Below are 20,939 nucleotides of genomic sequence, written 5' to 3'. Positions count from 1 at the left end.
CCTCCAACTATTGGGTTTTGTTATTGCTGCATAATTGCTTTGGTATTTACTAAGCTGATTTTGTGCCATTATTGTAACTGGCTGTTTATAAATTAAAAAAATATCATTGCATCAAAATGGAATATATAAACGCACCATGTTGGTGCGTAAATATTCCATTTTAGTGCAAAATTTACAGAGCGTAATTTGTTGTTAATTTAATCAGCTGAAATTAGCATAACCTAAATGCAAAAGAGTAACAAAAAGATCAGAAAAATAGTCAAAAAGACTGTTTTTCAAAAAAATATTGAAATTTAATTCATATAATTGTCATATATAAAACAGATACTTAGTAAAAGTATTGAGAAAGTTTTAAAATATGTATTGGATAAACTTTCATCCATGTCATTAATGAGGGATAATATGCGCCCTTTTAAATCCTATGCTGGGACATCTCGCGAAAGCGTGGATGAGTGCGTAGATCTTGCAGGATCATTGAGAATTTAATTTCTCTGAGTAAATATATGAGCATCGAAAAGTTAAGAAATATAGCGATTATCGCGCACGTTGACCACGGTAAAACAACTCTGGTTGACAAACTACTTGAGCAATCAGGTACATTAGAAACACGCGGCGGTAACGAAGAGCGCGTGATGGACTCAAACGACATTGAGAAAGAACGTGGTATTACCATTTTGGCTAAAAACACAGCCATCTCTTGGAACGACTACCATATCAATATCGTAGATACTCCGGGACACGCCGATTTCGGTGGTGAAGTTGAACGCGTACTTTCGATGGCTGACTCAGTATTATTACTTGTTGATGCTCAAGAAGGTCCAATGCCACAAACGCGTTTCGTTACGCAAAAGGCATTCGCGCAAGGCTTAAAGCCAATCGTAGTTATCAATAAAATTGATAAGCCAGGTTCACGTCCTGATTGGGTTATGGATCAAATCTTTGATTTATTCGACAACCTTGGCGCAACTGACGAACAGTTAGACTTTAAAGTAATCTACGCTTCAGCTATCAACGGCTGGGCAACACTAGATTTAGACGAGCCATCAGACAACATGGAACCTATGTTCAAGATGATCGTTGACGAAGTATCACCACCGGATGCAGATCCTGAAGGTGACTTCCAAATGCAAATTTCTCAACTAGATTACAACTCTTATGTTGGTGTAGTTGGTATTGGTCGTATTAAACGTGGTTCTGTTGCTCCTAACCAACAAGTTACTATTATCAGTGCTGATGGCACTACACGTAATGGTAAAATTGGCGCAGTACAAAGCTACCTAGGTCTTGAACGTATCGAAACTGACAGAGCTTACGCTGGTAACATCGTAACTGTAACAGGTATTGGTGAGCTTAAGATTTCTGATACAGTTTGTTTCCCAGGAAACGTTGAAGCATTACCACCATTAAGTGTTGATGAGCCAACTGTAACAATGACATTCTCTGTAAATAACTCACCTTTCTGTGGTAAAGAAGGTAAGTTTGTAACGTCACGTAATATCCGTGAACGTTTAGACAAAGAATTAGTACACAACGTAGCACTTCGCGTTGAAGATACTGGTAGCCCAGATAGCTTCCGTGTTTCTGGTCGTGGTGAATTACACCTAGGTATCTTAATCGAGAACATGCGTCGTGAAGGTTACGAGCTTTCAGTTTCTCGTCCAGAAGTTATCTTACGTACTGTAGATGGCGTTCTAGAAGAACCGTTTGAAACAGTTACTATTGACTGTCAAGACGAGCATCAGGGTTCTGTTATGGAACAAGTTGGCCTACGTAAAGGTGAGCTTACTAACATGACTCCAGATGGCAAAGGCCGTATGCGTTTAGATTTCATGATCCCTAGCCGTGGTTTAATTGGTTTCCAAACTGATTTCATGACGCTTACTTCGGGTTCTGGTCTTATGTACCATACGTTCGATCATTACGGTCCTCACAAAGGTGGCGACATCGGTGTTCGTAAGAACGGCGTAATGATTGCAAACGCAACTGGTAAAGCACTTACTAACGCATTATTCAACTTACAAGAACGCGGCCGTTTATTCATCGGTCACGGTGTTGAAGTATACGAAGGTATGGTTATCGGTATTCATAACCGTGATAACGACCTTACAGTTAACGCCCTTAAAGGCAAGCAGTTAACTAACGTACGTGCATCTGGTACTGATGAAGCGCAAACGCTTTCTCCACACCTTAACTACTCACTTGAGCAAGCGCTTGAGTTCATCGATGATGACGAGCTAGTTGAAGTAACTCCACTAAACATTCGTATTCGTAAGCGTTACCTTACAGAAAACGAACGTAAACGTGCAGGTCGTGGACCTAAGTCATAATCTATTAATTTAGAATAATGATTTTAAAAGCCGCTGTATTGAAAAATACAGCGGCTTTTTTGTGGATGAAAATAAGAGCTGTTAGCTATAGGTCGTCAGTTGAAAGTATTTAGCTCGAAATTATATGACTACTATTTTGAGATGAAATTTCATAATATATTTACCTCTAAAAGCGCAGCGCCTCTTAACCTCTTTGTGAATAATTTACTTAAAGATCTTTTGCACAAGGAGAAGGGAATGAGAAGAGAAAGAGAGAGCTGAAACAGCCATAATGCAAAGTATCAGTGTTTGTTGGTGGGATTTTTTTGCGTTGGGTTTCGCTTCGCTCAACCCAACATACGTGTTCAATTATTTTATTGGTAGTTACTTACTTTTTAGGGAGTAGGGTGATTTTGCCAAATACGTCGGCATCTATAAATCCACGGTTTCTGTCGCCATTTACTGGCTGTACTTCGTGTGAGCCCATAAAGTGCTCGCGCACGTCACTGCCATCGTTATCGCAATACGCTAACATAAAGCCAATTACTTGTTTTTCGCTAAGTGTAATTGGGGTGTTTTTAGCACCTTCTTTATAATCATTAGGGTAGAGCTTTATTGCTACTTCCCAGGTAATGTTAAAAGGCGCAGTGGTGTTGCGCTTCCAGTTACTGACTAGGTGGTCGGTATACAAATGGGCTTTTTTATCAGGTCCGTAATCGGCGGCTTGGTTATCAAGGCCAATATGGTATGCCAAAGCGGTGTGATTAAATTGATGATTTCCGCCTGATGCATCGCTATCAATAAATACTTCAAGCGCATCGTCATCCCAATATTTATACGTTGGATCGGCGTGTGTATCTATTAAAACGTCATCCACAATATCGGCTTGTAGGTATAAATAGTTTTGATCCCACAGTAAGCGATAACGCCCTTTAAAGTCGGCATCGTTTGATGGCAGTGTGCCATCCATTAAATAAGGCATATCGTGCCAAGCGGCTTTATCCCACGCACTTTCTGATAGGCCATCAATAGTAATTGGAGTTGATGTATGTTCAACATCAATGGCCATTGCAGGCGTGCTTAATAAAAAGCTTAAGGCGAGTGCTAATTTTTTCATTAATTTCTCAATTTTATTGTGGATTTGTCTTAATGTAATAACAATCTTAAAACAGCTAAGTAAATAGTTATAGTGAAATACTTTCGCCTTCGTTTAAAATATACAGCGGTACTTTTGAATCCATTTTATTGTACATATGCAATAAGCGCAGCAAGGCAGAGTGGCTAGTATGGTCACCCATTTTCCAACTTGAGTTACCGTATCCCCACGGTATCATTACTTTGCAGTTAAGCTCTTGTGCTGCGTTGAGCGCATCCTCTGGTGTGGTGTGGACGTAACGATAAAATTTACCACTTTCTTTACTGTAGTAAGATGCGATTGGTATTAAGCACACATCTATATCGCCATATTTTTGCTGTATATCTTTAAAGTGTTTTGAGTAGCCCGTATCGCCTGCAAAAAATAAGGTACTGCCGTTTTGTTCAAGCAGCCAGCCATTCCATAAGTCTTTATTGTTATCTTCGTAAATAAAGGGCACCAATACACGAGCGCTAAAATGATGAGCTGGCACGGCATTAATAATTAAGTCGTCAATGTTGGTTGTTGAGTACCACGGCATTTCGCTAATATTAAAACCACCGGTAGGGAAGTTGTCGGCCATCCCGAGTGGTGTTAAATAGCGAGGTTTATTGCCAATGCTTTGTATGTCGGCTTTATTAAAGTGATCGTAATGAATATGTGAATACATTACCGCATCAATATTTTCCAGTTCTTGCTCACTAGGCCAAGCGCCTGCTTTACGATAAATACCACCGCCGAGTTTAAAGCCAAGTGCGACTGGAGAATCAAACTGATTTTTTACCGGATCAAACAGCACACTTTGACCATTTGGGGTGTTAATTACAAAACTAGCGTGACCAAGCCAGCGTACGGTATAGCCGGTGCTAAGCTGTGGTTTAGTTTGCAGGCCTTGGTACTGGCAGTTTTCGCTGCCGGTTTTGCATAGTAAGTCTGGATGGGCTGGGTAGCAGTTTTCAGTACAGCTAGTGGGATATGTTTTTTCACCTGTGTATAAATTTTTATAACGACCGTTCTTATCATTAATAACAACAACTGAGTCAGAGCTGGTAATACGATTAATATTATTAGGTGCACCGCAGGCAGTCAGTATACATAAGAGCATTGTTGCGATTAAAAAGCGTTTCATTGTAAATCCCTTTTAGCATGCCTTTAACATAAAAAAGCCTGCAATTAAGCAGGCTTGTTAAAGTAACAAATAATTAGCCAGCGCTGTTCATTTGTTCAATAAATTTGTTTGAATCGGCAATCGATTTGTTCATGTCGTTCATTAATACTTGAATATCACGCTTAAGGTTAGTGAATTCACCTTTAATAGCCGATACCGCTTGTGCATTTAAGTTATGCTTTAAGTATAAAACGTTATCATGAAGCGAGGTTAATACTGGCTCCATTTTACTCTCTGCGCTGCGCATTGAGCGTAATAGCTGATCAAATTGACGCTTAGTCGCGGCTAGCTTTTTGCTGCTTTCACGCTTAAGTGATGCACTTTTGTACTGCTCTAACTCATCGGCCCACTCATCAAATAGCGCTTCCGCCACGTCTTCTACTTTATTGATGTTAGTTGATACTTCGTTAGCGGCATTTAAGCTCGACTCGTAATCATCGTTTAGTTGATTGTAAGTGTCTTGTAGTTCGCCACCATTAAAATCAATTAGAGTAGTTAAGCGCTCTAGTGCCGATTTAAATTCTTCTTGTGACTCTTGTTGCGAGTCTTTGGTTTCTTCTACGCGGTCAATTAGAATATCGCGTTTGTGAACACCGACTTTTTCCATCGCAGAATAATAAGCTGATTGGCAGCCAGTTAAAGTAAGTGTTACTACAAGCATTGAAACACTGAGTAATGTTTGTTTTTTCATTTGAATTCCTGTTTACGAGCGTTAGTGCTGTAAATTATGGCGCTGATTGTTATTATAATCAAAACTATATAAGCACAAGTCAATTGTATGAATGATAAGCTCTCACATTACAAACAGCAAGTTAAGTCCTTTATACGCCAGCAACCTGGTTGGTGGATGCAGTATTTTAATCGGTGTATAGACGATCAAATAACGGTTAATGCAGGTTACCTTGCTTACGTGACACTTCTGTCGTTAGTGCCATTAATTGCGGTGGGTGTTGCTATATTTTCAGCCTTTCCGGGCTTTGAATCTACTCGCATGGAAATTGAGAGCTTTTTGTTTACTAATTTTGTACCTACCTCTACCGATGTTATTAGAGAGCATATTAGCTCCTTTGCCGGTAACGCTAATCAAATGACGGCAGTAGGTATTGGCTTTTTAGCTGCAATAGCCTTGCTGTTAATACGTAATGTAGATGCCACATTGAACCGAATTTGGCGCATAAAGAAAAAGCGCCCAATGATGATCTCATTTGCTGTGTACTGGATGGTTTTGAGCTTAGGGCCTATGTTGCTCGGTGCCAGTATTGGTGTTACCTCTTATATTGTATCTTTGGTGTCTTTTGCTGATCAGGGGATTCCTGGGTTTAGCGGGTTTTTGTTAAAGTTATTGCCGTATGGAATTTCGATGGTGGGCTTTATTATGCTCTACACCTTAGTGCCTAATACGCGGGTGTCGTTTAGGGCGGCAATACCTGGCGCTTTTTTTGCGGCACTTTTATTTGAGCTGACTAAAAAAGGGTTTGCTCTTTATATTAGCCATTTTCCGTCATACGAAGTTATTTACGGCGCAGTAGCAACCATTCCTATTTTGTTTGTATGGGTGTATTTGTCGTGGGTCGTTGTTTTGCTTGGTGCTGAATTTACTGCGTGCATTAGCCCAAATGATATTCCAGAAACACCAGAGCTTGAACTAGAAGATGATGAACCAGCAATAAAGGACACAGTTTAAATGCAAGGTTTAATACAACGTGTAAAGCATGCCAAAGTAGAAATTAACAACCAAGTGGTAGGCGAAATTAGCCAAGGTATATTGTTGTTGCTGGGCGTTGAAAAACACGACGACAAACAAACGGCCGATAAGCTTTTACACAAGGTAAGTAATTATCGTATTTTTACTGACGAAAACGACAAAATGAACTTAAGCCTTAAAGATATTAAAGGTGAGTTACTTGTTGTTTCGCAATTTACGCTAGCGGCTGATACTAAAAAGGGTATGCGCCCTAGTTTTTCATCTGCGGCAACGCCAAGCCAAGCTAACGAGCTTTACGAATACTTTGTAGCTCAAGCTAAAGAGTTGGGGCTTACAATAGCCACAGGTGAGTTTGGTGCCGATATGCAAGTAAGCTTGTGTAACGATGGGCCCGTTACGTTTAACTTATCTGTTTAAGTTTTTGGTTACCACGACGATATGATTTACATAGCCCGTAATTTTTTGCGGGCTAACATTACAACCAAATACATCGAGTAATAGCTGCTGAAGTTGTTTTAATTGCGACTCATGCTGCGATAAAAAGTTAATAAATAGCACGCCGTTGTTATTTAAAGCCGAGTAGATTTTTTTATAAAATGCCTCTTCAAATAAAAATCGAGGCGCGTCTATTTGGCTAAATAAATCTAGAATAATCCAATCAATATTTTGCACACTTTCTAAAATCTGTTGCGCATCGGCGCACAGCAGTTGCTCATTCTTATTTGACGAAAAAAACTGGGTATAGCAATCAATAATATCGGCGTTTTTTTCAACCGATGTTATTTGTGCTTTAGGGTATTTGTGTTGTAAATAGTTACGAATTGCACCGCCGCCAAGGCCGAGTTCTAACACTTTTTGTGGCGGCTTAAGAGTCTGCCAGTGCTTATCTAGGTACAATAAGTGTGGAAAAAGTAATGAATCCGGGCTATTTGAATCAATAACAGATTGAAGAGTATCGTTAATAAGTAACCAGCGTAACTGCTCGTGCTCACGTACTTGAATGTGATCGCCACTGCATTTATGCCAATAGATTAACTGACCAATGCTGTGGCTATTTTCAATAAATTGATCGCTCAGCAAACCCGTCAGTGAATTTATATAATTGATTTTTTCAGTCATATCCTCAGCATAAACTAGCAACGTTAAAGCGCAATGGCCTTTGTCATTATTTTTTTTCGTTATTTTACAGCCATCACCAAAGTCGTATTTGCAGTTTTTTTAAGATGGAGTATGGTATTTGCCATAATAATGCCAATCAATTTAATTATTTTATTTTTTTAGCTTGGTAGATAACCAATACTATTAGTATAGCGCCGTAGCCTTCTTTTGACTTTTATTTACGGCTTATATAACAACAGGAGTATGTATGTTTCAGGTAAGCACCCCACAAAGTAGCGAAGATTGGCAAGCGTATTACCAATTGCGTTGGCAGGTATTACGCGCGCCTTGGGGCGAGCCTCGAGGCTCTGAACAAGACGATATGGAACAAGACTCTGAGCATCGCTTTATAAAAAATAAAGAAGGCGAAGTGCTTGGTGTAGCACGTTTGCACTTTAACAGTCATGAGCAAGCACAAGTGCGCTACATGGCAGTTGCAGAGGGTAATCGTAATCAGCATATTGGTAGTCGTTTGCTTCATGAGCTTGAAAAAATAGCATGGACACAAAATGCCGATGAACTGGTTTTGTTTGCACGCGAACGAGCGCTTGAGTTTTATAAACGCCACGGTTACGAATTAAAAGAAAAAGCGCACTTAGCGTATGGCGATGTACAACATTTTAAAATGGTAAAGCAAAAACCGTGTGAGCCAGGCTGGTTCCGCCATCCTAATTGGACGCAAGTGCTACAAAATACGTGGCGTGAGTCTATTCCAATTAGTGACGCGATGGGTATTAAGGTAGAAAGCTATACCGATTGGCAATTTACAACCAGCGCCGACCTAGACGCTAACTTAAACCTACATAACACCATGTTTGCAGGCTCTATTTATAGCTTGGCCACGCTAACAGGTTGGGGCGCTACGTACTTAGCACTTAAAGAAGCTGGGCTTGAAGGTAATATTGTATTAGCCGATGCTAACATTAAGTACTTAAAGCCGCTTACTACCGACCCACGTGGTTGTGTTGATATACAAACCTGTAAGGGCAAGTTAAGCGATTTAGAAACCGACGGTAAAGCAAGTTACGTAGTGCCTGTAACTATTTACGATGGTGATAACGTGGTTGCAGAATTTGAAGGGCAGTTTGTAGTAAAAAAATAACTGTTTAGCTGTTCAAAACACAAAAAAGCCAAGCGATGCTTGGCTTTTTTGTGCGTAAAACTTAGGGAAGTATTACAGCAGATCGGTTAATAATATACCTACACCAATACGTTCTACATCCGCATTGTAATCAATTAAGCTTTCGCCATAACCGTTAAAGTATTGTGCATAACCACGAACGCGGCCCCATAAAGGAAACGACCAGTCGAGTTGAATTGCACCACGATTATCTGAATTTAAGTTGTTACGTGTCATAAAGCTAAATTCATGGTCATGAAAACGATACGCGCCGCTAAACTCAAAGTAACCCATGTATTTATATATGTCTGGGTTGTCGTCGCCATTGGCTTCTAAAATATCTTCTTTTTCGTCCTCAGCTATTCGGTACCAAGGTTTAAAGCTAAAAACAAAGCCTCTGTTTTCCCAGATAAAGTCTGCATAAATACGGTTCCACGAACGTGAGTTTGGTTGGCTTCGACCATTTGATTGATGCGAAATACCTAATGCGATTGCCATTTCGTCGCCCCATAATACGTTTTCTGGGTCGAGGTAATTTATCCAAAATATCTCTGGTTCGTAGTTGGTTTCACGAAATGGAGAAGAAATTTCTGAGTTATAAATCTGCCAATATGATTGCAGTGTAAAGCCAAAAAATATGGCTTGGTCTTTATCCGAAAAATCATCGTAAAGAGGCACTTTTATCGATAGCTGGTATTTTGCTTCTAAGTTGTCGAGCGGTTCACCGTCGTTATCGTCGGTTAGTGCATCAAAGCCATCAAATGGGCGATCGTTTGGGTGTGATACGTACGAAAGAGGTAAAATATAGTTACGCTTATGTGGAGTAATTACATTTCTATTTTTTTTACCAACTTCTTCACGAGCTTGGCGTTTATCAAGCGCGGTAAGTTGTTTGTTTTCTTCAAGAGCTGAACACTTTTTACGAAGATCGTCTAATGTTTGTTTACCATCTCCGCCAATTACCTCATTTAAAATACACTGCTTTACAAGTTCGATGTCGTTGTCTTGCTCATTTGTAGCAACTTCTTCTTGTGCGAAGGTAGCTGTACTTATTAAGGCAGAAAGTGTGATCCAGTGGCGCCAGCTCATTGTAATTCCTTGTGAGTTTGGGTTGTTGTATGCGTTAATTTAATTATAACGTCTTTTTACATATGTAACGGTGAACTTTTACTGAATTTGTATTTATAACAAGTTCACTACGTATACAAAGTAAATATAGATCAGAAAAAAAGCGGCCTAAGCCGCTTTTTTAATGCACATTAACTATTTTGGTTAATGCGCTCTCACGCAATGAGAAGGGTGAGCTAAAGCTCAAATACGTTAGTAAAAAACTTATAAAGCTCGGTGCCTTGGTTAACACTCGCTGAGGCAAAGTGCAAAATGGCAATTGCATCGCAATCGAGAGTAAGTGTTTGCAGTGGTTGCTCGCTTAAGTAGCGCTCCATGCGTAAAATATTAGCAATAGGCTCACCGGCTTTAATGTGCCCACCAAGTGGGGCTAAGTATTCAACCATGCCGCCAATAGGGGCGTAATAAGCAAAGTAGTCATCTAAATTACATGCATAGCGAGTCATATTGGCTGGCGTATGCGGCGCGTTTTGCAGTACGCCTTTGTGATTTAAGTAACTTAAAATGCTGTTAGCATCGTTTAGTGCTTCTTTTAAGTCTATTTTTTCTTGGCTGCCTAGCTCTACAGTAAATGCTTCTACAGGTATTGATAATTCACGACCTTGCTCGCTAAGTGCATCACTCAAATGCCACCATGGGCAAAAGTTAGCTTCATCCATAGCTCCGTCAAAATCACTAGGAATAAGCAGTACATGTTCAATATTAAAGTAAAGCGCGCTGTCGGTTGCATAGGTTGGGCAGTACAAATGCTTGCTTGAAATAGGACCTGTGTGTAAATCGAGTACTATATCAGCCTGATGAGCGAGCTTTTGTAGGTTAAGTGCAATGCGTTTACCCGTATTAAGTAAATAAGCCGGGCCGTTAAGTTTGCTGTCTACATCGTCAATAAGCGCCTGTTTGAAGTTACTTTTTAATGTAGCGTCGTCATACTGGGTATGATTTTGTGCAAACTGTGCCACTAAATTTTTATTGTAGTGATACATGCGATTCCAATTAGTGCCCGTAATTGGATCGAACCTGCCAAGGGTAAACTCGCCAGATTTTTGATTACAACCAATCGGATTTGCATAAGGTACAAGGGTAATATCGCCACTAAGGTTAAGATGCTTTAATTGCTCAAGTAGCTGAAAAATAACAGCGTTGCCTTGTACTTCAGCGCCATGCATATTGGCCTGAACATAAACACTAGGCCCTGTGCCATCACCTTTTAAACGATACACCGGAATTGTAAGTGGTAAGCCGTTTGCAACTTCCCCTACTACAATGTTCTCTTGGCTGATGTGTGTTGTATTACTCATGCTTATTACCTTAAGTAGTGGCTGGCATTTTCGGCTTGGCGAACACAGGTAAGTTCACCGTTTTGCAATGTGTACTCGCCGGCGAGCTCGTGGCATAAAAAATACGGCATACTTTCGGTAAAGCCGTAAGCACCGCACTGGCTAAACACTAGCCAGTCGTGCTCATTTAAATCGCTTGGCAGGTTATGCTCACCTAAGCAATCAAGCGCTGTACAAAGCGGGCCGTATAAAGTGACCGCTTGAATTTTAGCACTGGATTCACGCAGTAACGCAGCAGGAAAATCTTGGCTGGTAACAGCAGGGCGTAATAAGTGGTTTATACCGCCGCTTAAAATGACTTGCTGTTGATTATAGTTTTGTTTGCGCTCTATTACTGGGTTTGCGTAATGACCACATTCTCCCACGGCATAGCGGCCAAGTTCCATCCATAGCTCTTCTACACCCGCATCATTTTTAATTTTAGCGAGCGCAGCAATTAAGTCATCCCAATCAAGTGTTGCTTCATTTTGTGTATAAGGAATACCTAAGCCGCCGCCTAAATCGAGAATTTTAAGGCTAATATTTAAATCGCTGGCAAGTTGGCTAAGAGGTGCAATCATTTGTGACCACAAGTAGCTTAGTTTTTGCGTGCTAAGCATGTTGCCCCACTGAAAAATATGTAAGCCGTCAAACTTAAGTGCAGGGTAGTCGGTTACATTGAGTGCTTGCCACTCATCACAACCCAAACCAAACGGCGTAAGGCTATCGCCGCCCAGTGGATTTTTTTCACCTTCAGGCCAGCGTAATTGCACTCGCAGTAATACTTGTAACTGCGTATTTTGTAGTTGCGCTTGTTGGTTTAACCAACGTACTTGATTGAGGCTTTCGGCTACGAATATACGTACTCCGCGCTCAATAAAGTGTTTAATTTGTTTAGGGCTTTTTGCAGGCCCTGTGTTGAGCACGCGCTGTGAGCTAATACCTTGTGCTAGCACTTGCTCAAGCTCACCTTTACTTGCTACGTCAAAATTAAAACCAGCGTTGTCTAAGCTTTGAATAATTTTAGACAGTGGATTTGCTTTTACCGCGTACCACAGTTTTACATCGGTTTGCGCAACTAAACGTGCAAGATGCGCGTTTAGTTGATCTAGGTCGTAAACAAAAAAAGGTGTATCAAGTTGTTGTGTAATTGTATTTACAGCGGTTTTGATAGGCGTGCTCAAAAAGCTCATTATCGTAAAACCTCTTCAAGCAATAACGATGCATCGCTTTTCTCGTCGCGGTATTTAACAATTAACGCACACGACATGCTTAAGCCTTGCTCGCGCGCCCACTCGTTTGACGCAGGGCGAGAGCCTGGTATTACAATCGCGTATTCTGGGATTGGCTCGCCTTTATCTAGTTGGCGCTCGTTTACGCAGTCGTATACCGGAATAGTTGCTGATAAACGCACGCCTGGGGCAAGTACTGCACCTTTTTTAATAACTACACCTTCAACAATAATACAGCCAGCGCCAATAAAGGCGTCGTCTTCTACAACTACTGGGCTTGCACCAATTGGCTCAAGTACACCACCAAGCTGCACTGCAGCACTTAAATGTACGTTTTTACCTACTTGTGCACACGAGCCAACTAATGCGTGGCTATCTACCATTGTGCCTTCGTCGATATATGCACCAATGTTTACATACGCTGGTGGCATAATAATCGTGCCTTTAGCCACATAAGCACCACGGCGAACACTTGAGCCACCCGGTACCATACGAACGCCATCGTCAGTACTAAATTCTTGTGGAGCTAAGTTATGTTTATCAACAAAACCACCTGCAAACTCAGTATTAGTGCCATTTTTGAAGGCATCCAAAATGCCTTGTTTTACTTCTACGTTAGCTTGCCATTGGCCGCTTTCGTTTTGTGATGCTGCGCGTACTGCGCCCGATTCTAAATTATTTAATAGTTCTAACCAGCTCATTATAAAAACCTGTATTTAATGCCAAGATAAAATGGTGTTGTTTGCAGTTGTGATGCAATCGGTTTGAGTTAACTCAAGGTGTGTTAAAGGTGGACGAAGTTGCGGGCTGCTTAAGCGACCTTGCAAATGCATCAATACCTTTACGGGAATAGGGTTTGCAACAGCAAATAGGCTATTAATAGCGCTTGACCACTGGGCAAATAAATTAGGGTGTTGACCACTTAAGCTGCGTTTAACAAACTCGTGAGTTTGTGCGGGCCATGCATTTGCAGCTACCGACACTAAACCTTTTGCGCCAGCTTGAGCAAAATAAGGCATTAGAGCATCGTCGCCACTAAAAATAGCTAAATTAGGCGCAGCTTGGCGATAAGCTTCAAACTGAGCAATGCTGCCGCTCGCTTCTTTTAACGCCCATAAATTTTTATTATTTTGTAAGTTTTGAATTGTTGCCGTTGGAATGCTAACAGCACTTCGACCCGGTACGTTATAAAGCATACACGGGTGAACACTTGCATTAAGTAGGCTTTCAAACCAATGAGTTTGACCTATAGCGCCAGGCTTTGTATAAAGCGGTGAGCCAAGTAAAAAGCTATGAATTGGGAGTGTATTACAGTAGTTAACCCACTCAATTTGTTGCTTTAGGTTACTACCGCCCACAGCAACCATGAGTGGTACTGCTGGTTTTAGCTGGCATACGTGTTCAACAATGGCTTGTTGCTCTTTTAGCGTTAGTGCTAAACCTTCGCCCGTACTGCCAAGTAGTAAAATACCGTTATGTGCCGCTTCTTGCTCGCTAACCAGTTTAGTTAACGTGTTGTAGTCAACATCGCCGTGTTGATCAAATGGCGTTACGAGCGCGGTCCACAATGAGTAGTCGTTTAAATTGAAGTTGTTGATCATCTCTCACGAACTTATAATTTGTACCAACTTTATTAAAAACGTGATCATTTTAGCGATAACTAATTTAATGCAATTGGTATTATTCGAAGAGTTAAAAAGCTTTATGGAAGGAGCCGCATTAACGTCGTTCGAACTAATAATTCGAAGAGCGAATGGGCTTAAAATAATAGGGCGCACGGCCTTAATATTTAAGACCAGAAGCTCTCCACCAAACTAATAAGCTGCTTTTTATAAGCAGCTATTGGTGACAGTCGCTAGGGTTCAACCTAGTCGCCCGAAATAAACACCTCGCAAAAGTGGTTACTTCTCGGCGTTAATTCCCCTCACGTATGCTCACTGGAGTTTGCGCTCCTAACATACGCTACCTGAATAACGCACCTCTTCTAGCCCTTTGCACCTGTTTGTAGAGTAAAACTTACAAACCTGTGCAATTTAAATAGGGTAATTACGGCGATTAAAGCATTTTAGCCATCTGGGTGTCAAGCTACTAAATACAGATTAATTCACCGAAAAGAGGGGTGGTTACGTATTGGGTGCTTTTCTCGTACACTAGACCCATAGTAGAAGTAAGGTATTAATCAGATGGAAAAATTTAGCGATATTTATAAGCGAGCGGTAGAGCGAAAAGGCTCTGAAAAAATGCTTAAGTTATTACTCGCAAAACCGCTATCTAAAAAACAACTAAGCACGTTAAGTGACGACGATTGGCTTGAGGAATTTACTCGAAAAGTATTTCAAAGTGGCTTTTATTGGTCAGTCATTAATAATAAGTGGCCAGGCTTTAGAGAGGTTTTTTGGGATTTTAGCGTTGATAAGTTATTAATGATGCCACCTGATATGCTGGAACAAAAAGCAACGGATGAGCGAATTGTTCGTAACTATAAAAAAGTAAAAACAATTACCGAAAATGCTTACATGATCCACGAAATAGCAGGGGAACATGGCAGTTTTAGTCAGTTTATCGCTAATTGGCCAACAGACGATATTATTGGTTTATGGGCGTATTTAAAAAAGCATGGTGCGCGTTTAGGCGGAAATACAGGGCCTTATGCACTGCGAGCACTTGGTAAAGATACTTTTTTACTATCACGCGATGTAGAGAATTATTTGCGTGCCCATAAAATTATAGACGGCGGCTTACAAACTAAAAAATCACTGAGTGCAGCCCAAGCCTTTTTTAACGAAATGCAAAAGCAAAGTGGCTTAAGTATGCAAGAGTTGAGCTTAATTGTGGCCTATGGCGTAGGTGACAACCGTGTTGGTATAAGTCAGCAATAATAGGAATTACCATGAAATTAGTGCCAAGATACACAGACATTACGGAAAACTTTGCGATAGAAGATTTCCCTGCAAGTGTTGCCTTTCCTCAGTTATTACTGTGGAACGAGAGCTTAGCAAAAGAGTTTAATATTAACGTTGCAGCTGATTTGCGTGCTAGCACTTTTAGCGGTAACGAAAAACAGGCGATTCCTGCAGTAGCACTTGGTTACTCTGGGCACCAATTTAGACATTTTTCACCACGTTTAGGCGATGGGCGAGCGCATTTACTGGGCGCTATTAATGATGATAAAAACCAGTTGTGGGATATTCAATTAAAAGGCTCTGGTGCTACTCCTTACTCAAGAGGGGGAGATGGGCGTTGTGCTCTTGGTCCTGCTATTCGTGAATACGTAATGAGCGAGGCAATGCATGCACTAGGCATTAAAACCACACGCTGCTTAGCGGTTGTTGGTAGTGGTGAAACGGTTTATCGTAATCCGCCACAAGCAGGCGCCATAGTGACTCGTTTAGCAACGAGCCATATTCGTGTTGGCTCGTTTCAATATTTAGCGACGCAAGGCGATGTTGAAGGACTTAAAAATTTAGCCGATTTAGCTATAGAGCGACACTACCCAGAAATAACAGATACAGGATCGCAGCGCTATTTAGCATTTTTAGGCGCTGTGATTAAAAACCAAGTTAAGCTAGTTGTGAGCTGGATGCGTGTTGGCTTTATTCACGGAGTAATGAATACCGATAATACGCTAGTAAGCGGAGAAACCATTGATTACGGCCCGTGTGCCATGATGAATAGCTTTGACTTTGATACTGTATTTAGCTCTATCGACAAACAAGGTCGGTATGCATTTGGTAATCAACCTAATATAGCTAACTGGAACTGTGCTCGTTTAGCTGAGAGTTTAATACCGCTTATCAGCGATGATGACGAACAAGCTGTTTCGTTAATGACGCCATACATTAATAGCTTTGCTGAGCAATTTAATACTGAGTTTACGGCTATGTGGGGAGAAAAGCTGGGTTTAAATGAATCTTGCAATAGTAGTGGCGAGTTAATCGCAGAGTTGTTAGCACTATTAAAAGATAATCAGCTCGATTACACCAATACCTTCGATGCGCTTACTGAATCTTTAAAAGAAGAAACAGTAATACCTGAGTCGCTAATTGAATGGAGAGCTAAGTGGGTAAGCTTAACCGACGATAATAGTTATGAAATAATGAGAGCTGCAAATCCTCGTGTAATACCGCGTAATCATGTGATCGAAGAAATAATTGCACAATATAACGCTACAGGGTCTAGTGAGTTACTACAGCGCTTTATAAAAATAGCCAGTAACCCGTATTCTGACAGTGAAAAATTATCAGAATTTCAGGCTGCACCGATAAATGATAATGATTACCAAACTTTTTGTGGTACTTAATACTTAACTTTGAGTATAACTACATGATTAAAAAGAGTCATTTTTTAATCAAATATGTGCATATACCTAGGGTAATGTTAATTCTGGTGGTATTATGCGCCGAATTAAAGCCAAGCAATATTTCTTTGCATTTATAAGTGCATTTAATTTAATTGCTCTTACATTCCTTGCTAAGTACTAATTTACAACAAACTACTATATTTATTTTTCAATAAAGTTTTAATTTCGCCTATAGTAAGTGGATGTGTGTTGTGACGAGGCATAGAAAAAAGTTATAAACTTTATTTTTCGTTAAGTATTGATTAACAAAGGCTCAGTTAGTCTATATAAAACTGATTGAGCTAGTATCGATTAGCTACAATTTAAAATTGTTCAAATGGGAAGAAAACAATGAAATTAAAATCACTTACAATTGCAATCGCGTTGGCTGCAACTAGCGCATCTACATTCGCTGCTGATAAAGAAGAAGGTTTCTACATTGGCGCATTTGGCGACTATTATGACGCATCTTGGAAAAACATGCGTGCTCAAGCTGGTCTTGATGTAAATGAATCAACTGGCTGGGGTGTTGAAGCCGGTTACCGTTTCAGTGATTACTGGAGCGCACGTCTTGAATATGCAGATATGGATTTTAATGCTTTTGATAAAGTTGCTGGCAACCGCAACGGTATTGATGGCGAGCGTTACGGTATTGATGCTCTTTACCATTTAAATGGCGGTCCTTTCTACGGTCTTTTCGGTATTAAAGAAATAGACGTAGTAGATGACAATACATTCTTAAATGCAGGTGTTGGTTACCAACATTTCATTACAGATGGCTTATTTGTAAATGCTGAAACAGCTGTATACCAAGGTCTTGACCGTGGTTACACAGATGTAGGCGCTAAAATTGGTATTAACTACTTATTTGGCCAAAATTCAGCTCCTGTAGAGCCAGTTAAACCAGCTCCAGAGCCTAAGGTAATTGAAGTAGCTGTAGCTCCTACAGATAGCGACAACGACAACATTCCTGATGCAGATGATAAGTGTGCTAACACACCTATGACTGATGCAGTTGATGGCACTGGTTGTACTTTATATGAAGATAAAGAAGTGACTGTAAGCTTATTAGTGACTTTCCCTAACAATGCTTCAGCAGTATCTACTCAGTACTTAAACGATATTGAAAAAGTATCTGCATTCTTAAAAGATTACCCAGATACAACAGTACTTTTAGAAGGTCACACTTCTTCTGTAGGTAAAGCAACTTACAACAAATGGTTATCTAAAAAACGTGCTGATGCAGTAGCTAAGCAATTAGTTACTGATGGCATTGCTAAAGACCGTATTACTACAGTTGGTTTAGGTGAAGAGCGTCTTAAAAATGATGCAAACACTAAAGCTGCAAACGCAGAAAACCGTCGTGTAGAAGCGCATATCAAAACTATCAAAAACGTTAAAGTTTTACGTTAATTAAATAGTTTATAATAAAAACCCAGCCAAGTGCTGGGTTTTTTTATGCCTGTAATAAATTAGTATTGTTTAATGGTAATGATTCTTACTTAACAAGTATTCATGAAAATAGTTTTTACTACAACCACTATTCATAGTATTTATAATCGGTATAATCAGTTGCGTAACTGGATGGATTTTCATCTATCCATAAAAGCTTTATAATTACGCGTTAGAATACTATAAGTATTGGGTAACTTATTTGCGCTTGAAGCGCTACCGGATACTTTCACGTCACCAAGAGGGCAATATTGTGCTACAAGAATATCGTAAACACGTAGAAGAACGTGCCGCGTTAGGTATCGTACCAGCGCCATTAGATGCTCAGCAAACTGCTGATCTTATTGAATTAATCAAAACTCCACCTGCAGGTGAAGAAGAATTCATTTTAGATTTGTTCATTCAGCGTATACCAGCAGGTGTTGATGATGCTGCTTATATTAAAGCGGGCTTCTTAGCAGCTGTAGCTAAAGGTGAAACTAATTCTCCACTTGTTTCTAAAGAAAAAGCGGCAGAATTATTAGGTACAATGTTGGGCGGTTACAATATCGCACCAATGATTGACCTACTTGATGACGAAACACTTGCACCAATCGTAGTTAAAGGCCTTTCAAATACATTACTTATGTTTGATGCGTTCTACGATGTAGAAGAAAAAGCAAAAGCAGGTAATACATTCGCTAAGCAAATTATTGAGTCTTGGGCAAATGCAGAATGGTTTACTAATAAGCCAGCTGTTGCTGAAAAGATCTCAGTTACTGTATTTAAAGTAACTGGCGAAACAAATACTGATGACTTGTCTCCTGCACCAGATGCATGGTCTCGTCCAGATATCCCACTTCATGCTTTAGCAATGCTAAAAATTGAACGTGACGGTATTACACCTGATAAAGCGGGCGAAGTAGGTCCAATTACTCAGCTTGAAGAATTAAAAACTAAAGGTTTACCACTTGCTTACGTAGGTGATGTTGTTGGTACGGGTTCTTCTCGTAAGTCTGCAACTAACTCTGTACTTTGGTTTATGGGCGATGATATCCCGTTCGTACCAAACAAGCGTGTTGGCGGTGTATGTTTAGGTAATAAAATTGCTCCAATTTTCTTCAACACAATGGAAGATTCAGGCGCATTACCAATCGAATTAAATGTTGATGAACTCAACATGGGTGAGCAAATCGACATTTATCCGTACGAAGGTGTTGTTAAGCAACATGGTACTGATAAAGTGATTTCTACTTTTGAACTTAAATCTGATGTGATTTTAGATGAAGTTCGTGCTGGTGGTCGTATTCCACTAATTATCGGTCGTGGTTTAACTGATAAAGCGCGTACATCTCTTGGCTTAGGTGCAACTGATACATTTAAAGTACCAACAGCAACAGAAGTTTCTGATAAAGGCTTCACACTAGCGCAAAAAATGGTTGGTAAAGCATGTAACGTTGCAGGTATTCGCCCAGGTCAGTACTGTGAGCCTAAAATGACAACTGTTGGTTCGCAAGATACAACAGGTCCTATGACACGTGATGAACTTAAAGATCTAGCATGTTTAGGTTTCTCTGCAGATTTAACAATGCAGTCATTCTGTCATACATCAGCTTATCCTAAGCCTATCGATGTAAGCACTCACCATACGCTTCCTGATTTCATCATGAACCGTGGCGGTGTTTCACTTCGTCCAGGTGATGGTATTATTCACTCATGGTTAAACCGTATGTTATTACCAGATACCGTAGGTACTGGTGGTGATTCACATACACGTTTCCCATTAGGTATTTCATTCCCAGCAGGTTCGGGTGCAGTAGCATTCGCAGCAGCAACTGGTGTTATGCCACTTGATATGCCTGAATCTATTTTGGTTCGTTTTAAAGGCGAAATGCAACCAGGCATCACTTTACGTGACCTTGTTCATGCAATCCCTTACTACGGTATCAAACAAGGTTTATTAACAGTTGAGAAAAAAGGTAAAATTAACGAATTCTCTGGTCGCGTACTAGAAATTGAAGGCGTTGAGCACCTAACTGTTGAGCAAGCGTTTGAATTATCAGATGCATCTGCAGAGCGTTCGGCAGCAGGTTGTACTGTTAAGTTATCTAAAGAGTCTATCTCTGAATACCTAGAATCAAACATTGTTATGCTTAAGTGGATGATTTCTGAAGGTTACGGCGATGTACGTACGATTGAACGTCGTATTACTGCAATGCAAGATTGGTTAGCTAACCCAGAACTAATGGAAGCTGACGCTGATGCAGAGTACAAGCATATCGTTGAAATTGATTTAGCTGAGATTAAAGAGCCAGTTCTTTGTGCTCCAAATGACCCAGATGATGCGCGTCTTCTTTCTGATGTTGCTGGCGAGAAAATAGATGAAGTATTCATCGGTTCTTGTATGACTAACATTGGTCACTTCCGTGCTGCTGGTAAGTTGCTTGATGGCTTTAAAGGTCAACTTCCGACTCAGCTTTGGGTTGCTCCACCTACTAAGATGGACAAAGACCAACTTACAGAAGAAGGTTACTACGGTATTTTTGGTCGTGTTGGCGCACGTATCGAAACTCCAGGTTGTTCACTATGTATGGGTAACCAAGCACGTGTTGCAGATAAAGCAACGGTTGTGTCTACCTCTACACGTAACTTCCCTAACCGTTTAGGTAATGGCGCAAACGTATTCTTAGCATCATCTGAGCTTGCTGCAATTGCTGCAATCATTGGTAAATTACCAACAGTTGCTGAGTACCAAGAATATGCTGCGAAGATCAATGCAACGGCGTCAGATACATACCGTTACTTGAACTTCCACCGTATGCCTGCTTACACTAAAAAAGCAGACAACGTGATTATTCAACAAGCTGTATAATTTTTAGAGTTTGTTTAAAAACCCGCTTA

17 protein-coding genes and 1 riboswitch are annotated in these 20,939 nt (G+C 40.4%); of the genes, 8 read left to right on the top strand and 9 right to left on the bottom strand.

Annotation, left to right across the window (positions count from 1 at the left end):
• The first annotated feature begins 503 nt into the window (after positions 1 to 503).
• Positions 504 to 2,327, top strand: a complete 1,824-nt coding sequence (gene typA / locus AAEY62_RS06700) for a translational GTPase TypA (RefSeq protein WP_010554793.1) — start codon at positions 504 to 506, stop codon at positions 2,325 to 2,327.
• A gap of 367 nt (positions 2,328 to 2,694) precedes the next feature.
• Here the strand turns inward: typA and AAEY62_RS06695 are convergent, their stop codons facing one another.
• The 3 genes from AAEY62_RS06695 to AAEY62_RS06685 form a co-directional block, all read right to left on the bottom strand.
• Entirely contained in the window at positions 2,695 to 3,423 is a 729-nt protein-coding gene (locus AAEY62_RS06695) for a CBM9 family sugar-binding protein (RefSeq protein WP_024589534.1), read from the bottom strand.
• A gap of 67 nt (positions 3,424 to 3,490) precedes the next feature.
• Entirely contained in the window at positions 3,491 to 4,570 is a 1,080-nt protein-coding gene (locus tag AAEY62_RS06690) for an MBL fold metallo-hydrolase (protein WP_350634741.1), read from the bottom strand.
• 73 nt (positions 4,571 to 4,643) lie between these two features.
• On the bottom strand, positions 4,644 to 5,300 hold the full coding sequence (locus AAEY62_RS06685) for a DUF2959 domain-containing protein (RefSeq protein WP_197112425.1): 657 nt from the start codon (positions 5,298 to 5,300) through the stop codon (positions 4,644 to 4,646).
• Between the two features lie 87 nt (positions 5,301 to 5,387).
• Between AAEY62_RS06685 and AAEY62_RS06680 the strand changes: the two genes are divergently transcribed.
• Positions 5,388 to 6,293: a virulence factor BrkB family protein gene (locus tag AAEY62_RS06680; protein ID WP_024600023.1), complete on the top strand. Its 906-nt coding sequence runs from the start codon at positions 5,388 to 5,390 to the stop codon at positions 6,291 to 6,293.
• Complete coding sequence (gene dtd, locus AAEY62_RS06675; RefSeq protein ID WP_024589537.1) at positions 6,294 to 6,731, top strand: D-aminoacyl-tRNA deacylase; 438 nt, start codon at positions 6,294 to 6,296, stop codon at positions 6,729 to 6,731.
• Here the strand turns inward: dtd and AAEY62_RS06670 are convergent.
• Complete coding sequence (locus tag AAEY62_RS06670) at positions 6,720 to 7,433, bottom strand: spermidine synthase (RefSeq protein WP_165722241.1); 714 nt, start codon at positions 7,431 to 7,433, stop codon at positions 6,720 to 6,722. The two genes, dtd and AAEY62_RS06670, sit on opposite strands and share 12 nt — an antisense overlap.
• Positions 7,434 to 7,680: 247 nt before the next feature.
• Here AAEY62_RS06670 and AAEY62_RS06665 point away from each other — a divergent pair, with 247 nt between their 5' ends.
• Positions 7,681 to 8,574 (top strand): bifunctional GNAT family N-acetyltransferase/hotdog fold thioesterase, encoded by an 894-nt coding sequence (locus AAEY62_RS06665; protein WP_024589539.1) that lies wholly within the window; start codon positions 7,681 to 7,683, stop codon positions 8,572 to 8,574.
• Between the two features lie 72 nt (positions 8,575 to 8,646).
• Here the strand turns inward: AAEY62_RS06665 and AAEY62_RS06660 are convergent, their stop codons facing one another.
• The 5 genes from AAEY62_RS06660 to dapA form a co-directional block, all read right to left on the bottom strand.
• The gene (locus AAEY62_RS06660) at positions 8,647 to 9,681 is read right to left on the bottom strand and encodes a phospholipase A (RefSeq protein ID WP_002958796.1); all 1,035 of its coding nucleotides are present in this window, start codon (positions 9,679 to 9,681) and stop codon (positions 8,647 to 8,649) included.
• Between the two features lie 215 nt (positions 9,682 to 9,896).
• Positions 9,897 to 11,018 (bottom strand): succinylglutamate desuccinylase/aspartoacylase family protein, encoded by a 1,122-nt coding sequence (locus tag AAEY62_RS06655; RefSeq protein ID WP_101163274.1) that lies wholly within the window; start codon positions 11,016 to 11,018, stop codon positions 9,897 to 9,899.
• Positions 11,019 to 11,023: 5 nt separating this feature from the next.
• Complete coding sequence (locus tag AAEY62_RS06650; protein WP_101163273.1) at positions 11,024 to 12,229, bottom strand: PLP-dependent decarboxylase; 1,206 nt, start codon at positions 12,227 to 12,229, stop codon at positions 11,024 to 11,026.
• Complete coding sequence (locus AAEY62_RS06645) at positions 12,229 to 12,969, bottom strand: 2,3,4,5-tetrahydropyridine-2,6-dicarboxylate N-succinyltransferase (RefSeq protein WP_007376223.1); 741 nt, start codon at positions 12,967 to 12,969, stop codon at positions 12,229 to 12,231. Before AAEY62_RS06645 ends, AAEY62_RS06650 begins: the two co-directional genes overlap by 1 nt.
• Positions 12,970 to 12,984: 15 nt before the next feature.
• On the bottom strand, positions 12,985 to 13,869 hold the full coding sequence (dapA, locus tag AAEY62_RS06640) for a 4-hydroxy-tetrahydrodipicolinate synthase (protein WP_101163272.1): 885 nt from the start codon (positions 13,867 to 13,869) through the stop codon (positions 12,985 to 12,987).
• Between the two features lie 190 nt (positions 13,870 to 14,059).
• Positions 14,060 to 14,260: riboswitch (Lysine riboswitch) on the bottom strand.
• A 191-nt stretch (positions 14,261 to 14,451) separates the two neighbouring features.
• Here dapA and AAEY62_RS06635 point away from each other — a divergent pair.
• From AAEY62_RS06635 to acnB, 4 genes are all read left to right on the top strand, one after another.
• The gene (locus AAEY62_RS06635; RefSeq protein ID WP_008167263.1) at positions 14,452 to 15,147 is read left to right on the top strand and encodes a DNA-3-methyladenine glycosylase I; all 696 of its coding nucleotides are present in this window, start codon (positions 14,452 to 14,454) and stop codon (positions 15,145 to 15,147) included.
• Positions 15,148 to 15,158: 11 nt separating this feature from the next.
• Positions 15,159 to 16,568, top strand: coding sequence for a protein adenylyltransferase SelO (locus AAEY62_RS06630; RefSeq protein WP_101163271.1), 1,410 nt, complete (start codon positions 15,159 to 15,161; stop codon positions 16,566 to 16,568).
• Between the two features lie 390 nt (positions 16,569 to 16,958).
• The gene (locus tag AAEY62_RS06625) at positions 16,959 to 18,020 is read left to right on the top strand and encodes an OmpA family protein (protein ID WP_024607656.1); all 1,062 of its coding nucleotides are present in this window, start codon (positions 16,959 to 16,961) and stop codon (positions 18,018 to 18,020) included.
• A gap of 292 nt (positions 18,021 to 18,312) precedes the next feature.
• Positions 18,313 to 20,910 carry a bifunctional aconitate hydratase 2/2-methylisocitrate dehydratase gene (gene acnB, locus AAEY62_RS06620; RefSeq protein ID WP_101163270.1) on the top strand — a complete coding sequence of 866 codons (2,598 nt, stop codon included), beginning with the start codon at positions 18,313 to 18,315 and terminating at the stop codon, positions 20,908 to 20,910.
• Positions 20,911 to 20,939: the final 29 nt, after the last annotated feature.

Source organism: Pseudoalteromonas sp. GW168-MNA-CIBAN-0100 (assembly GCF_040309225.1).
Classification (GTDB): domain Bacteria; phylum Pseudomonadota; class Gammaproteobacteria; order Enterobacterales; family Alteromonadaceae; genus Pseudoalteromonas; species Pseudoalteromonas arctica.
This window is presented reverse-complemented; position numbering and strand designations above follow the sequence as displayed.